Origin of the sequence: Streptomyces sp. NPDC093510, from assembly GCF_040683555.1 — a bacterium.
Taxonomy (GTDB): domain Bacteria; phylum Actinomycetota; class Actinomycetes; order Streptomycetales; family Streptomycetaceae; genus Streptomyces.
In genome coordinates, this window is the sequence record NZ_JBFBEE010000038.1 from 40,191 (window position 1) to 55,290 (window position 15,100).

Genomic DNA, 15,100 nt, shown 5'->3' on the forward strand with positions numbered 1-15,100 from the left:
GGACAGGAGCAGCCATGGCCGCAGAGGTCTCGTTCGGCGTCGCGTCACCCGGCGGCCCGCACACCGTGACGATGTCCTACGAACGGGCGGGCGCGGGCGAGCCGTTGCTGCTGCTCCACGGCATCGGCCACCACCGGCAGGCCTGGGACCCGGTGTTCGACATCCTGGCCGCCGAGCACGACGTGATCGCGGTGGATCTGCCGGGCTTCGGCCGTTCGCCCGCGCTGCCGGGCGGCCTCGCGTACGGACTCCAGACGGTCGTCCCGGCCCTGGCCGCGCTGTGCGAAGCCCTGGGGGCGGAACGCCCGCACGTGGCGGGCAACTCGCTGGGCGGGCTGCTCGCCCTCGAACTGGGCCGCGAGAAGCTGGTCCGCTCCGTCACCGCCCTCTCCCCCGGGGGCTTCTGGTCGCCCGCCGAGCGCCGGTACGCGTTCGCCACGCTCCTCGCGATGCGGCAGGGCGCGCGCCTCCTGCCCCTGCCGGCGATAGAGCGGCTGGCCGGCAGCGCGGCCGGGCGCGCGGCGCTCACGAGCACCATCTACGCCCGCCCCTGGCGCCGTTCACCGGAGGCCGTCGTCGCCGAGACGCTCGCGCTGCGCGACGCCACGGGGTTCAAGGAGACCCTGACGGCCGGGCGCGACGTCCTCTTCCAGGAGGATGTGACGGGCCTTCCCGTCACCGTCGCCTGGGGCACGCGGGACCGGCTGCTCCTGCGCCGTCAGGGAATCCGCGCCAAGCACGCCATCCCGGGCGCGCGGCTGGTCCGGCTCCCCGGCTGCGGCCACGTCCCGATGAACGACGACCCGGCCCTCGTCGCCCGCGTCATCCTCGACACCTGCCGCTGACCGGCGCCGCCCGCCGAGGACCCCGGACCCCAGCGCCACCCGGCACCGACCAGCACGCCGCCGACGGCCTGGGGCGCTCCGAACGTGCCCGCCCCCGCCAGAGGCGCGGTACAGGCCACCGCGACAGGAATGAGACCGGAGAAGAACGTGGCCCGCTCGGCTCCGATGCGCCGCAGTCCCGTGCACCAGAGCACGAAACCGACGACGGTCACGATCACCGCCTGCCACAGCAGGGGAGCGGACAGGCGAGGCCGTATTCGGCGACGCGCCGCGCCGACCTCCTTCAGTGGGCAGCCGAGCCGCAGCCCCGGAGCGAGGGATTCGCTGACCGACCCGGCTGCTGATGCCGGACTGGCGCAGGCGGTTCAGGAGTTGGCCCACGCGCGTGTGGAGAGCACCAGCCGGTAGCCGTCCGGGTCCTCGACGGTGACGCCCCACTCGTTCCAGTAGGGGTTGGGCGAGAGGACCCGCTTCCCGCCACGCTCCTCGAGCCGTGCCACCAGCTCGTCGGGGACCTCTCCGTCCAGGTAGACGACGAGCAGGTCCTCCTCCGTGGGACTCGGCCGGACGGGAGCGGCCGCCTCGTGGACGAGTTCCAGGTGCCAGGACGCGTCGGGCCAGCCCAGCATGAGCAGGTCGTGCTCCCCGGGATTGCCGCCGCCCTCCGCCCGGTACAGGACACTCAGCCCGAGCCCATCGGCCCAGAACCGCTCGGCCGCCACCAGGTCGCGGGAGGGGCGGGCGATACGGATGTGGCTCTGCCCGTTGGCAGGCATGGGACTCCCCCTTCGATGCGGCACGCCCGGCGGCGCGCCTCCTGAGTCCCGAGCGTAGACAGTTGTGGATCTTGCGAACATCGGTCGTACGACCCCCGGGCTTCCCGCCCTTGGACGTAGGCCCGCGGACCCAGGGCCTGTGCCGGAAGTCCCGACCCGGAGCGAGGACATCCCCGCGCGGCGGTTCCCCCTGCCCGTAGGGAGTTGTTCACTTGTGCTTCGCGTGGACGCTGTGGCGCGGTACCGGCCGGGCACCCGCACACTGGTCACACCCGTCAACTGGAGGCGCATTCATGTCGCAACGTCAGCCGAGCCCGACCCCCCGCCGCCGCAGCGTGCTGCGCGGATCGCTCGCCGTACCGGCGGCGCTGGCCGTGCCCGCTCTGGCCGGGGCGGCTCCCGCGCTCGCCCTTTCGGGACGTCCGAAGGCCGAGTGGGGTGTGCAGGCCGGAGACGTGGGCGCGCATTCGGGGCTCGTGTGGGTCCGGTCCGACCGGCCGGCCCGGATGATCGTGGAGACGTCCACGACCGAGTCGTTCCGCGATCCGCAGCGGTGGCGCGGCCCGCTGCTCGGTCCGGGTACGGACTTCACGGGAACGACGCGGCTGCGCGGCCTGCCCGCGGGCGAGCAGATCCACTACCGGGTGCTGCTGGCCGATCCCGACGATCCGCGACGTACGGGGAGGCCGGTCGGCGGCACGTTCCGCACGACACCGAAGGGCCGCAAGAAGGACGTGCGTTTCCTGTGGTCGGGGGACATCGCGGGGCAGGGCTGGGGCATCAACCCAGACCGCGGCGGTTTCCGCGTCTTCGAGGAGATGCGCCGCCGGAACCCGGACTTCTTCCTGTGCAGCGGCGACAACATCTACGCCGACGGCCCCATCCTGCCGAGCGTCACGCTGCCCGACGGCACCGTGTGGCGGAACGTCACGACGGAGGAGAGGTCCAAGGTCGCGGAGTCCCTCAAGGAGTTCCGCGGCGCGTTCCGCTACAACCTCCTCGACGAGAACCTGCGCCGGTTCAACGCCCAGGTGCCGTCCATCGTCCAGTGGGACGACCACGAGGTGCGCAACAACTGGTATCCGGGGCAGATCCTGGACGACCCGCGGTACACGGAGAAGAACGTGGACGTCCTCGCGGGCCGTTCCCTGCGGGCCTTCAGCGAGTACTTCCCCGTCTCCACCCTGCCGCCGGGCGACGAAGACGGCCGGGTGTACAGGGTGCAGCGGCACGGCCCGCTCCTGGACGTGTTCGTGCTCGACATGCGCACCTACCGCAACGCCAACTCCCCCAACAGACAGACCGACGACGCCACCGGCATCCTCGGGGCCCGCCAGCTGGCCTGGCTCAAGCGTGAGCTGTCCCGCTCGCGGGCCGTGTGGAAGGTCATTGCGTCCGACATGCCGCTGGGCATCGTCGTGCCCGACGGCAGGACGAACTTCGAGGCCGTGGCGCAGGGCGACCCCGGCGCCCCGCTGGGCCGGGAACTGCAGATCGCCGAGCTGCTGCGGCACATCAAGCACCGCAAGATCACGGGCACGCTGTGGCTGACCGCCGACGTGCACTACACCTCCGCGCAGCACTACGACCCGTCGCGTGCGGCGTTCAAGGACTTCGCGCCGTTCTGGGAGTTCGTGTCCGGGCCGCTGGCCGCGGGCGGCTTTCCCGCGACGCAGCTCGACGCGACGTTCGGTCCCGAGCAGAAGTTCGTCAAGGCCCCGAGCCGCGCCAACACCTCTCCGGCCGAGACCCCGCAGTACTTCGGCGAGGTCGACATCGACGGCGGCAGCGGCGAGTTGACGGTGCGGCTGCGGCAGGAGGGCGGCGGTGTGCTGTTCAGCCAGGTCCTCCAGCCGGGCCGGGTGGGGCAGTAGCAGCACGGGTGCGGCGGCGGCACCCGCCGGGGGCCGAATCGCCGCCAAAGGGGCAGATGACCTCTTTACCCATCAGTCACAGAGCGTTCGTGATCACGAAACACCGGTCCAGCACAGTGAACGTATGAGAGCTGACATGTCTGACGTGACACGAACCAAGCACGGACGCCCCGTTCACCACTGGCGGCGCGACGTGGTCGAACTGGCGGCCCTGTTCACCGCCGTCGCGGTGGCCGACGCGGTGGCGAACATGGTGGGGCACGGGCCCGACGGGCCCGGCCTGCTCGTCGTGTCGGCCGTGGTGCTGCTCGCCACGGCCGGCTTCCACATCTGGTGGGCACGACGCCACGACCACGCGCCGCCGCCGGCGCACGATACCGTCGCCCGGCCGCCCGCGGACGCGGAGCAGGCCGGGCGCACGACGACCACCCCCGCTTCCCCGGCACCTTCCGCGGAACCGGCGCCGCCCGGCGCGACCACCCTGTGGCGGATGCGCACGACCGTGCGGGACGAGCCGGGTTCCCTGGCCTCGCTGTGCGTGACCCTCGCCGACCGCCGCATCGACATCCTCAGCCTCCAGGCACACCCGCTGGCCGAGGGCACCGTCGACGAGTTCCTGCTGCGCGCCCCCGCGGAGCTGCCCGGCGCCGAGATCACACGGTCGATCGCCGGCGCGGGCGGCACCGGCACCTGGATCGAGCGCGCCGACGCCCACGACCTGGTGGACGCCCCCACCCGCATCCTCGGCCTGGCCACCCGCACCGCGCTCGACGCGGCCGAGCTCCCCCTGGCCCTGCGCCATCTCCTGGGCCGGTGCACCATCCGCTCCCTGCCCGCCACGTCGCGGCCCGGGTCCCGGCAGGACGAGACCACGCCATCGGACGGGACCCCGGTCGACGGCGTACTCGAAGGGACCGTCCTGCGCCTGAGCGGCCCCGACGGCGAGGTCATCACCGTGGAGCGGCCCTATCTGCCGTTCACGCCCACCGAGTTCGCCCGCGCCCGGGCCCTCGTGGAACTCGACACGCGGCTCGGCCCGCGCATTCCGCGCAGCCAGGACGTCCTGACGCTTTCCGAGGGCAACTCCATCACCGTCCAGCGGGCCGGCACCGCGGACATCGAGGCCGCCAAGGCCATGCACGAGCGCTGCTCGCGACGCACGCTGGACATGCGCTACCACGGTCCGGTGCACGACGCCGACCGCTATCTGAACCACCTCCTCAGCCCTCGGTTCGGCCGGACGCTCGCGGTGCGGACCGCGTCCGGGCGGATCGTCGGCATCGGGCATCTCCTCTGGGACGGCGACGAGACCGAGGTCGCGCTGCTCGTCGAGGACGACTGGCAGCGCCGCGGCGTCGGCGGCCAACTGCTCGGCCGCCTGGTGACGATGGCGGTCGAGGCGGGCTGCGAGAGCGTGTACGCGGTGACGCAGGCGTCCAACACCGGCATGGTGGCCGCGATGCGCGGGCTGGGCCTGCCGCTGGACTACCAGATCGAGGAGGGCACGCTGGTGATCACTGCCCGCCTGGACGCGACACCGGTCGGCTCGCGGCTGCCGTACGACCACGCTCAGCCGCACGACGGCCGCCTCGACCACCCCCAGCAGGCGGAGCGCTGACGCTCCCGGCTGCGGGGAAAAGGGCACGGACCGGTCCCAGCGCCCGGTCCAGGTCGCGCCACAGATCCTCGACGTCCTCCAGACCGCACGACAGGCGCAGCAGCCGGTCGCTCACCCCGGCCGAGCGCCGGTCCGCGGCGTCCACCACGCGGTGGCTGATGGACGCCGGGTGCTGGATCAGCGAGTCGACGCTGCCGAGGCTGACCGCCGGGGTGATCAGCCGTACACCTGCGATCACCTCGTGCGGGTCGCCAAGCACCTCGAAGGCGACCATGGCGCCGCCGAGCCGCGGATAGTGGACGCGGTCCACGCGCGGGTCGGCGGCGAGCCGGCGCGCGAGTTCCGCGGCGGACGCCGAGGCCGCCCGCACCCGGACCGGCAGCGTGGCGAGGCCGCGCAGCAGCAGGTATCCGGCAAGGGGGTGCAGCACCCCGCCCGTGGCGAACCGCACCTGCCGCAGCCCGCGCGCGAGCTCCTCGTCGCACGCGACCACTCCCCCGAGGACGTCGCCGTGACCGCCCAGGTACTTCGTGGCGCTGTGCAGCACGAGCCGGGCCCCGCTCTCGGCGGGCCGCTGCAGCACCGGTGTGGCGAAGGTGTTGTCGGCGAGCAGCGGCACCGTGCCGCAGGCGCGGGCGACCTGGGCCAGGTCGAGTTCGGCGAGGGTGGGGTTGGCGGGCGACTCGACCATCACCAGGCCGGTGTCGGGGCGGATGGCGTCGGCGATGCCGTCCGGGTCCACCCAGGTCACCTCCGTGCCGACGAGCCCCGCGGTGAGCAGGTGGTCGCTGCACCCGTACAGCGGCCGGACGGCCACGACATGACGCAGCCGCGCGGACCCTCGTACGAGAAGCACCGCGGTCAGCGCCGCCATGCCGCTCGCGAACGCGACCGCGCTCTCGGTGCCTTCGAGCCGGGCGATGGCGGTCTCGAAGCGGGCGACGGTCGGGTTGCCGAGCCGGGCGTAGACCGGCGGCCCGTCGTCGACGGTGCCTTCGGCGGCGAAGGCGTCGATGCGGGCGGCCTCGGTCCTGCTGTCGCGCGAGGGGTAGGTCGTGGAGAGGTCGATCGGCGGGGCGTGCAGGCCGATTTCGGCCAGATCGTCCCGTCCCGCGTGCACGGCCTCGGTGGCCAGGGCGCGCGGCGGTGGCGTCCGGTCGGCGGCGGGTTCGTGCGGTGCTGTCCCGGTGTTCGCTTCCATGTGCCACAGGCTGAACATCGTCCGGGGCCCCCGGACGATCTCCCGTGCTACGTTCGGCCGATGGCTGATTCTGTCGCACTGGACCCGGTGGACCTCCACATTTTGCGTGTGCTGCAGAACGACGCCCGGACCACTTACCGCGACCTGGCCGCGCAGGTCGGTGTCGCGCCGTCCACGTGTCTCGACCGCGTGACGCGGCTCCGGCGTTCGGGGGTGATCCTCGGGCATCAACTGCGGCTCGACCCGGCGAAGCTCGGCCGCGGGGTCGAAGCGCTGCTCTCCGTACAGGTGCGGCCGCACCGCCGGGACCTGGTGGGTCCTTTCGTGGAGCGTGTCAGGGCGCTGCCCGAGGCCATGTCCCTGTTCCACCTCACGGGGCCCGAGGATTTCCTGGTGCACGTGGCGGTGGCCGGTCCTGCGGATCTGCAGCGGCTCGTCCTCGACGAGTTCACCGCGCGGCGCGAAGTGGCGCGCGTGGAGACCCGGTTGATCTTCCAGCAGTGGTCGTGCGGCCCCCTGCTGCCGCCCGACGCGGTGGGCGACGCGGTGGGCGGCGTCGTCCAGGATTCGCCGGGTGAATCCTGGTGACGCGCACCCGTTCCTCGTACGAGGATGTCCGCATGTCAGCCACGAAGAACCCACATCCGAACACCGGACCCCTGCCGCGCGCCGTCGCCGACACCTACGTCGACGAGCTCGTCGCCCTCGACCCCGTCACGGGCACCTATCTCGGCGTGAAGGAGAGCAACAGCAGGCTCCCCGACACCTCTCCCGAGGGTCAGGAGGCCTTGGCGCGGCTGGCGCGCACGACCTTGGCACGGCTGGACGAGGCGGAGGCGCGGCCCGGCGCGGACAGCGAGGCCGAGCGCCGCTGCGGCCGCCTGCTGCGCGAGCGGCTCACCGCTCAGCTGGCCGTGCACGAGGCCGGGGAAGGGCTGCGTTCCGTCGGCAATCTGCACACGATGCCGCATCAGGTGCGGGAGATCTTCACCGTGTCCCCCATGGAGACGGAGGAGGACTGGGCGGCGATCGCCGAGCGGCTGCGTGCCGTCCCGGCCGCCATGGGGGGCTACCGCGCCTCGCTCGAACTCGGCCTTGAGCGCAAGCTGTTCGGCCCCCCGCGCCCCACCGCCACCTTCATCGGGCAGCTCACCGAGTGGGCCGGGGAAGGCGGTGACGGCGCGAGCGGACGCGGCTGGTTCGAGGACTTCGCGTCGGCGGGTCCCGACAAGCTGCGCGCCGACCTGGACGCCGCTGCGCAGGACGCCACCGCGTCCGTGGTGGCGCTGCGCGACTGGATGCGGGACGTGTACGCGCCCGCGATCCAGGGCTCCCCCGACATCGTGGGCCGCGAGCGCTACGCCCGCCTCTCCCGCGAGTTCAACGGCACGGACCTGGACCTCGACGAGGCGTACGCGTACGGCTGGTCGGAGTTCCACCGGCTGCTCGCGGAGATGCGGACCGAGGCCGAGAAGATCCTGCCCGGCGCGGCCACGCCGTGGGTGGCGCTCGCCCATCTCGACGAGCACGGGGCACACATAGAGGGCGTCGACGAGGTCCGGGTCTGGCTGCAGGAACTGATGGACGAGGCCATCGAGGCCCTGGACGGCACCCACTTCGAACTCGCCGAGCGGGTACGGAAGGTGGAATCCCACATCGCTCCGCCGGGCGGCGCCGCGGCCCCCTACTACACGGGCCCCTCCGAGGACTTCTCACGCCCCGGCCGCACCTGGCTGCCGACGATGGGCGAGACCCGCTTCCCGGTCTACGACCTGGTCTCCACCTGGTACCACGAGGGCGTTCCCGGCCACCACCTCCAGCTCGCCCAGTGGGCGCACGTCGCGGAGAACCTCTCCCGCTACCAGGCGACGGTCGGCCTCGTCAGCGCCAATGTCGAGGGCTGGGCGCTGTACGCGGAGCGGCTCATGGACGAGCTGGGCTTCCTGACCGACCCCGAGCGCAGGCTCGGCTATCTCGACGCTCAGATGATGCGCGCGCTGCGGGTCATCGTCGACATCGGCATGCACCTGGAGCTGGAGATTCCCGCGGACTCGCCGTTCCGCCCCGGCGAGCGCTGGACGCCCGACCTCGCCCAGGAGTTCTACGACGCGCACTGCGGCCGCCCCACGGACTACGTGGCGAGTGAGATGACCCGCTACCTCACCATTCCGGGCCAGGCCATCGGCTACAAGCTGGGTGAGCGCGCCTGGCTGCTCGGCCGGGAGAACGCGCGACGGCGGCACGGCGACGCGTTCGACGCCAAGGCATGGCACATGGCCGCGCTGTCGCAGGGCTCGCTGGGCCTGGACGACCTGGTGGACGAGCTGTCCGGGCTGTGAGCGCCTCGTTCCTCTTCCCGTCCGACCCCCTGCGCGCCGCGCGGCCCGACCCCGAGTTCGCAGCGGAGGTCGCGGCCGCGCGCGCGACGGGTGCCGGGGTCGCCCTCGTCGACCATGACGCACTGACGGCCGGCGAAACGGCTCGCGCCGTCGCACGGGTGCCGCGCGGGTCGGGGCCGTACTGGTACCGGGGATGGATGGTGCAGGTCGCGCGCTACGAAGAGCTGGAGCGGGCTCTCACGGCGCGCGACTGTGCCCTGTTCACCGGGTGCGAGGCGTACGGTCGCGCCCATGAACTCCCCGGCTGGTACGCCACGTTGGAGAGGGCCTCGCTCACGCCGCGCAGCGTCTGGTGCGCGGCGGCTCCCGGTACACCGCCCCCGGCCGAGCGGCTCACGGAGCTCGTGGCGCCGCTCGGCCCCGGCCCGGGGATCGTCAAGGACTACGTCAAGTCCCGCAAGCACGAGTGGGACGAGGCGTGCTTCGTGCCCGAACTGGCGGACGGGGCGCGGCTGTCCGCGGTGGTCGACCGCTTCTTCACACTGCAGGAGGAGACACTCGCGGGCGGGCTGGTGGTACGCGCCTATGAACCCTTCGTCGCGGGAGGCGAGGCCCGCGTGTGGTGGCTGGACGGCGCGCCGCTGCTGGTGACCGCACATCCGGACACACCGGACCGCACCCCCATGCCCGAACTCGACGGTGTGCGCGAGGCGGTGGCGGCCCTGGACTGCCGGTTCGTGACGACCGACCTCGCGCTGCGCGAGGACGGGCAGTGGCGGGTCGTGGAGGTCGGCGACGGGCAGGTCAGCGGAGTGCCGCGAGGCACCGGTGCCGTCGGCGACCAGATCACGGCCCTGTTCACGGCGCTGGCCGACGCCACGCCCTAACGGCGGAAGCCGCCCTCGGAGTCGATGACCTGTCCGGAGATCCACTCGGCCTCATCCGTGGCGAGCCACGCGATGAGCCGGGCCGGATCGTCCGGCATCCCCCAGCGGCCCGCCGGGAACCGGGCCGCGATCTGCGCGTAGGCCTCGCCGGTGAGGTAGTCCGTGTCCACGGGGCCGGGGTTGACGCAGTTGACGGTGACGGCGAGGTCGGCGAGCGCTGTGGCGAGCGTGCGGGTCGCCGAAGCCAGCGCGCCCTTCTGCAGGCTGTACGCGATCTCGTCCGGCATGCCACCCGCGATGTCCTGCCCGGACGTCATCATGACGACACGGCCGCCGGGTCTGCGGGCAGGCGATCGCGCGCGAAGCCGGGCGTACGCCTGGACGAGGAGGATCACTGAGCGGGTGTCGACAGCCCAGTGCGCGTCGAGCATCGCCGCGTCGATCGCGTCGAGTGTCCCGTCGCGGCCGCTCAGTGCGTGGTTGGCGACAAGGATGTCGATCCGGCCACCGAGCGCGTCGGCGGCCGTGTCGATCAGACGGGCCGGGGCGCCGGCCTCCGTGAGGTCACCCGGTCCCGCGCACACCGGCGCGTCCGGGTCGCCGAGCGCTGCGCGCACCCCTGCGACGACGTCCTCCGGGCGGTCGGCGCCCCAGGGCATCGCCGCGTCGTGCGGGACGTGATGGTGCAGGTAGACCCCGGCGCCGTACGCGGCGAGCCGCCGGGCGACGGCGTATCCGATGCCGCCGCGCCGACTGGCACCGGTGACGAGCGCGGTGCGTCCACGCAGCGGGAGCGGGTCGCGACGGAGTTGCGCGGGCGAGGGAGGCGGCAGGTGCGGCATGACAGATCATGATGGACGACAGGGCTCCGGTGTGCAGGCGGATTTCTCGCCCCTCGCGACCCGGCCGGCCCGGCCAGCCCGGCCGGCTCGGTCCTGTCCTGTCCTCTCCGGTCCTCTCCGGTCCGGCCGGTCCGGTCCGGTCCGGTCAGCAGCCGCAGTCGTCGGCGTCGAGCGGCGCGGTGAGCGCGTCGGGAGTGCGGCGCTCGCGGCCCTCCCACGTCTCGAACTCGAAGCCCTCGCGCGCCCAGTACTCGAAGCCGCCGAGCATCTCCTTGACCTGGAAGCCCAGTTGGGCGAGGGCGAGGGCCGCGCGGGTCGCGCCGTTGCAGCCGGGGCCCCAGCAGTACGTGACGACCGGTACCGACTTGTCGAGGAGGACCTCCGCCTGCTCGGGGACGAGGGCGGTGGGCAGGTGCACGGCACCGGGGAGGTGCCCCTGGTCCCAGGAGGCGGTGGAGCGGGTGTCGATGACCACGAAGCCCGGGTCGCCTCCCGCGGCGAGGGCGGAGGCCACGTCCGAGACGTCGGCGTGGAAGGCGAGGCTCGCCCCGAAGTAGGCGGCGGCCGCCGCCGGGGACGCGGCAGGGACTCCCAGGACCGGGTGCGTGTGCGTGTTGTTCATGACGGAAAATCTACGGTCGGCCGCCGGAAGGCTGAAGGGATGATGCCCGGCGTCTCCGCTGGAGCGCCGTCGAATCCCCGGTGGGTCGCGGCCCTTGCACCTCGTTCCCCGGCCGGCCACATCCGAAGGCCCGGCGGCGGGCTGCTTGGCTGACTGGATGCCGTGAAAGCAGTTTGATCATGCAGTGAGCTGCAAGTTCACCCACGGCTCCTCATCCGGCACCCGGCCACCGAAACGGCGCACCGGAAAGGAAGCACGACCGAAGCGCCGCCAGCCCCTTGCGCCGCCCGCAACTCCTCTGCCACATTCACCCCTGCCAGCGATGGCATGCACGCGACAGGAGATACCCGCCTCCCAAGCGTGCCCTAGGGCTGCATACCTATGCGGTCCCGTCCTCATCCGGGACGTCTCATCCCCACACAATGGAGACGAACGTGCGAATATCCAGACTCGTCCCCGCGCTCGCGGCCACCGCACTCGCCGTCCTCGGGCTCGCCCCCACGGCAGTGGCCCAGTCCGCGGCCCGCGCGGACACTCCGGCCGTGGCGTCCAGCAACGGACCCCAGCCGATCATCGGCGGCGGCTACGCCAGCAACGCGCCGTGGGCCGCCAGGCTCTTCTCCAACGGCCGGCAGACCTGCAGCGCCACGATCATCGCCCCGACCTGGATCCTCACCGCGAAGCACTGTGTCAGCGGCGGCGGCCTCTCCTTCCGGATCGGCAGCCTCGACCAGACGTCCGGCGGCACCACGGCCAACGGCATCAGCGTCAGGAACCACGCGTCCTCGGACCTGTCCCTCGTCCAGCTGGACCGCTCCGTGGCGGGCACCTACGCGCGCCTCGGCAACCCCGGTTCCGTGTCCGTGAACCAGACCGTGCAGGTGTACGGCTGGGGAGCCACCTCCCAGTGCGGCTCGGAGATCAACTGCCAGTCCCGGCTCCTGAAGGTCGCCAATGTCGTCGTGACCGGCGGCTGCCGCGACGCCTACCAGGGCCAGGCCATCTGCGCCCGGCGCGGCGACGGCATCACCGCGGGCGGCGACTCGGGCGGCCCCATGATGGCCAACGGCGTGCAGGTCGGCGTCGCCTCCACCAGTGACCGCCAGACCACGACCGCGTACACGAACGTGACCGCGTACCGCTCCTGGATCCAGAGCATCGCGGGCGTCTGACGCCTGACGGGAGTGACAGGAGTACAAACTATCCCCGGCCGCCTCTTGAACGGCCGGGGATTTCCCTGTTACCTCTCGGGCATGACCGGTTATTCCACGGACGCCACCGACTGGCGCATACTCGACGTCCTCCAGCGGGAGGGCCGCGCCAGCTACGCCGAACTGGCGCGCGCCGTCTCGATGTCCGCGAGCGCCGTGACCGAACGCGTGCGGCGCCTGGAGGAGGCGGGTGTGATCCAGGGGTACGCGGCGGTCGTGGACCCGGACCGCCTCGGACTGCCCATTCTCGCGTTCGTGCGCCTGCGCTACCCGAACGGCAACTACAAGCCCTTCCACGACCTGGTCGAGGCGACCCCGGAGATCCTGGAGGCGCACCACGTCACGGGCGACGACTGCTTCGTCATCAAGGTCGCCGCCCGCTCGATGCGGCATCTCGAAGAGGTGTCGGGCAGGATCGGCGCGCTGGGGTCCGTGACGACCAGCGTCGTCTACTCCTCGCCGCTGCCGCGAAGGCCCCTCGGGCGCTGACCGAGGCGGTGGTTCAGCCGGACTTGCGTGCCACGCCGCCGTAGATGCCGATGGTCTCGGCCCCCGCGGGCGGCGGGGCGTCCGGGCGCCAGAACGGGACCTGCGCGAGTCCGGGTTCCACGAGCTCGAAGCCGTCGAAGAACCGCGTCACTTCGGAACGGGACCGCAGGTTCAGGGTGGCGGTCGCCTGGCTGTAGACGGCTTCGGCGTCGCGACGGTCGGCGAAGTCACCGGTGGCGTGCGAGAGCACCAGGTAGCTCCCGGCGGGCAGGGCGTCGCGCAGGGTGGCGACGATCTGCTCGGGCTTCTCCGCGTCGGTGAGGAAGTGGACGATGGCGACGAGGAACAGGGCGACCGGCTCGTCGAAGTCGATGACGCGGCGGATCTCGGGATGGTCCAGGAGGGCCCGCGGGTCCCGCAGGTCGCCGAGGACGGTGCTGGTCGCGCCGGAGCCGCTGAGCAGCGCGCCGGCGTGCGTGTTCACGATCGGGTCGTTGTCCACGTAGGCGACGCGTACGTCCGGCGCGATCTCGTGGGCGGTCTCGTGCACGTTCGGAGAGGTGGGCAGCCCGGTGCCGATGTCGAGGATCTGGCGGATGCCGTCGCCGACCACGTGGCGCACGGCACGCCGCAGGAAGTCGCGGTTGGCCTGCACGCCGATCCGCACCTCGGGCGCCGCGGCGGCGAGTTCGTCACCGGCCCTGCGGTCCACGTCGTAGTTGTCCTTGCCGCCCAGCAAGTAGTCGTAGATCCGGGCCGGGTGCGGCCTGCTGGTGTCGATCTCCTCGGCACGGAAGCCGCCGTCCTGTCTCACACTGCGCTCCTCTCGACGGCCGCCGCGGCGCCCTGGCCCGCGGACGGCTGGCGACAGCCTCCCATATCAACTTCCCTGCAAAGAAAGGGGAGGTCGGGTCAGATCACGCGGAACAGGTCGGCGGCGGCGTGGATGTCGGTGAGGTCCTCGACGGAGCGGAGGTTGTCGCACAGGGCGTCCAGGACCGAGCCCTCCTCGGCGGCGGGCGGGGCGCCGACGGCGACGCCGAAGACGCGGAAACCCAGGAGGCGTTTGGCCTCGTTCCAGTCGCGCATCCACTCCTCGGTGACGCCGCATTCGTCGTCGGTGAGCATCACGATGTCGCCGCGCGCGCGGGAGGCGTCGTCGAACTCCTCCGCCAGCAGATCGCGGGCCACCGACAGGGGCGCCTGATAGCTGGTGCCGCCGCCGAGGAAGGTCTCCGCGAAGTCGATCACTTGGGCGATGTCGGCGGACGCGTCGCCCGGGAAGCGGAAGACCTGGACCTTGTCGGCGGCGGAGAACAGGATACCGACGAAGTCACGCCCCGCGTGGCGGGCCTGGTCCAGCAGGGCCAGGGCGCACGCCTTGGCCCACGCCTCCCGGGTGACTCCGCCGGGCCCCTCCATGTACATGGAGTGCGAGGTGTCGACACACGCGATGACGGCGCCCTGGCCGGTGGTCTGCTCCCCCTGGCTGTCGAAGAGCATCAGTTCCCCGGCGGCGTAGCGCGCGGCGAACACCGCACGCAGCCCGGGCAGTCCGAGGTTGGCCAGCTCGGAGGGGACGATGCGGGAGAGGTCGTTGCCGAGCGTGACGCCAACCAGTTCCCCGGTGGCGTTCTCCACCTTGCGGGCGCGCTCGCCGTCGGCCATCTGCCGGAAGCGACCGATCAGTTCGGCCCACTGGGCGAGACGGCTGGTGCGCAGCCGCTCGGCGAGACGGGCACGCCGGTCGAACGGCATGCGCTCCAGCTCGCCGGGGCCGACGCCCCACGCCCGCATCAGGGAGGCTTCCTCCCGTGCGGCCTTCGCGGCCTTCGTCACCGCGTTCCGGACGGCGGCCCGGATGCCGGGGGCCGCGGCGCCGAGGGCCTGCGCGGCTTTCTGGGCGGACTGCCGTGCGGCGGCCTCGGCGGTCTTTGCGGCGTCAGCGGTCTCTGCGGCCTCCCCTCCGGTCTGCGCCTGATCTTTCTCCGCCCGCTCGGCCTGTTCCTGGGCTTCGCGGGAGCGCTCGAGGATCCGGCGCAGCGCGGTCGCCTGGGCGAGTACGGCCATGGCGGCGGCGTAGGGGTCTCCGGCCGTCTCCCGGCGCAGGTCGGTGAAGTCCGATGAGTCCACCAGGGCGGAGATGACCTGGTGGTTGACCAGTCGGCCGAGGTCGATCTCCGCGCGTTCGCGCACCCTCGGGGCGGCTTTGTAGGCGGCCAGGAACACGTCGGCCAGCAGGTCGGTGGCGTGGGCGTACCGCTCGTTGAGCTCCTCGGCGAGCTCGCGCAGGCCCGCCGACTGCTCGTAGGTGTCGCGCCAGGTGATCCGGTCGAACCGGTCCGCGACCACGGCCGTGGTGTGCACGGTGTGCGTGACGTGTCGCCCCGAGGAGG

At 72.4% G+C, this 15,100-nt stretch carries 14 protein-coding genes and 1 pseudogene; 8 read left to right on the forward strand and 7 right to left on the reverse strand.

The window, feature by feature from the left end; all coding sequences use genetic code 11:
- The first annotated feature begins 14 nt into the window (after positions 1–14).
- Positions 15–845 (forward strand): alpha/beta fold hydrolase, encoded by an 831-nt coding sequence (locus AB0N81_RS38480; RefSeq protein ID WP_365366941.1) that lies wholly within the window; start codon positions 15–17, stop codon positions 843–845.
- Positions 846–883: 38 nt separating this feature from the next.
- Here AB0N81_RS38480 and AB0N81_RS38485 read toward each other — a convergent pair.
- Positions 884–1,084: pseudogene (locus tag AB0N81_RS38485) on the reverse strand (EamA family transporter); the annotation flags it as partial.
- Between the two features lie 126 nt (positions 1,085–1,210).
- Entirely contained in the window at positions 1,211–1,621 is a 411-nt protein-coding gene (locus AB0N81_RS38490) for a VOC family protein (RefSeq protein ID WP_365366943.1), read from the reverse strand.
- A 293-nt stretch (positions 1,622–1,914) separates the two neighbouring features.
- Here AB0N81_RS38490 and AB0N81_RS38495 point away from each other — a divergent pair, with 293 nt between their 5' ends.
- On the forward strand, positions 1,915–3,495 hold the full coding sequence (locus AB0N81_RS38495) for an alkaline phosphatase D family protein (protein ID WP_365366946.1): 1,581 nt from the start codon (positions 1,915–1,917) through the stop codon (positions 3,493–3,495).
- A 136-nt stretch (positions 3,496–3,631) separates the two neighbouring features.
- Positions 3,632–5,113 (forward strand): GNAT family N-acetyltransferase, encoded by a 1,482-nt coding sequence (locus AB0N81_RS38500; protein ID WP_365366948.1) that lies wholly within the window; start codon positions 3,632–3,634, stop codon positions 5,111–5,113.
- Here the strand turns inward: AB0N81_RS38500 and AB0N81_RS38505 are convergent.
- Positions 5,010–6,314, reverse strand: a complete 1,305-nt coding sequence (locus tag AB0N81_RS38505) for a PLP-dependent transferase (RefSeq protein WP_365366950.1) — start codon at positions 6,312–6,314, stop codon at positions 5,010–5,012. The genes AB0N81_RS38500 and AB0N81_RS38505 overlap by 104 nt on opposite strands.
- Before the next feature lie 60 nt (positions 6,315–6,374).
- On the opposite strand from AB0N81_RS38505, the gene AB0N81_RS38510 reads away from it, so the two are divergent.
- From AB0N81_RS38510 to AB0N81_RS38520, 3 genes are read left to right on the forward strand one after another with little or no spacing between them, the layout of a single operon-like run.
- A complete protein-coding gene (locus tag AB0N81_RS38510) occupies positions 6,375–6,902 on the forward strand; it encodes an Lrp/AsnC family transcriptional regulator (RefSeq protein ID WP_365366952.1) in 528 nt (175 codons plus the stop codon).
- A 32-nt stretch (positions 6,903–6,934) separates the two neighbouring features.
- Positions 6,935–8,653 carry a DUF885 domain-containing protein gene (locus AB0N81_RS38515; RefSeq protein WP_365366954.1) on the forward strand — a complete coding sequence of 573 codons (1,719 nt, stop codon included), beginning with the start codon at positions 6,935–6,937 and terminating at the stop codon, positions 8,651–8,653.
- A complete protein-coding gene (locus AB0N81_RS38520; protein WP_365366956.1) occupies positions 8,650–9,540 on the forward strand; it encodes an ATP-grasp domain-containing protein in 891 nt (296 codons plus the stop codon). The genes AB0N81_RS38515 and AB0N81_RS38520 overlap by 4 nt, the downstream gene beginning before the upstream one ends.
- Here AB0N81_RS38520 and AB0N81_RS38525 read toward each other — a convergent pair.
- Positions 9,537–10,382 carry an SDR family oxidoreductase gene (locus AB0N81_RS38525; protein ID WP_365366959.1) on the reverse strand — a complete coding sequence of 282 codons (846 nt, stop codon included), beginning with the start codon at positions 10,380–10,382 and terminating at the stop codon, positions 9,537–9,539. The two genes, AB0N81_RS38520 and AB0N81_RS38525, sit on opposite strands and share 4 nt — an antisense overlap.
- A 145-nt stretch (positions 10,383–10,527) precedes the next feature.
- A complete protein-coding gene (locus AB0N81_RS38530) occupies positions 10,528–11,004 on the reverse strand; it encodes a rhodanese-like domain-containing protein (RefSeq protein ID WP_365366961.1) in 477 nt (158 codons plus the stop codon).
- Positions 11,005–11,438: 434 nt separating this feature from the next.
- On the opposite strand from AB0N81_RS38530, the gene AB0N81_RS38535 reads away from it, so the two are divergent.
- The gene (locus tag AB0N81_RS38535) at positions 11,439–12,176 is read left to right on the forward strand and encodes a trypsin-like serine protease (RefSeq protein ID WP_365366963.1); all 738 of its coding nucleotides are present in this window, start codon (positions 11,439–11,441) and stop codon (positions 12,174–12,176) included.
- A gap of 81 nt (positions 12,177–12,257) precedes the next feature.
- Positions 12,258–12,704: an Lrp/AsnC family transcriptional regulator gene (locus AB0N81_RS38540; RefSeq protein ID WP_365366965.1), complete on the forward strand. Its 447-nt coding sequence runs from the start codon at positions 12,258–12,260 to the stop codon at positions 12,702–12,704.
- A 13-nt stretch (positions 12,705–12,717) separates the two neighbouring features.
- On the opposite strand, the gene AB0N81_RS38545 is transcribed toward AB0N81_RS38540, so the two are convergent.
- Positions 12,718–13,518, reverse strand: a complete 801-nt coding sequence (locus AB0N81_RS38545) for an SAM-dependent methyltransferase (RefSeq protein WP_365366967.1) — start codon at positions 13,516–13,518, stop codon at positions 12,718–12,720.
- Between the two features lie 98 nt (positions 13,519–13,616).
- On the reverse strand, positions 13,617–15,071 hold the full coding sequence (locus tag AB0N81_RS38550) for a VWA domain-containing protein (RefSeq protein WP_365366969.1): 1,455 nt from the start codon (positions 15,069–15,071) through the stop codon (positions 13,617–13,619).
- Positions 15,072–15,100 lie beyond the last annotated feature (29 nt).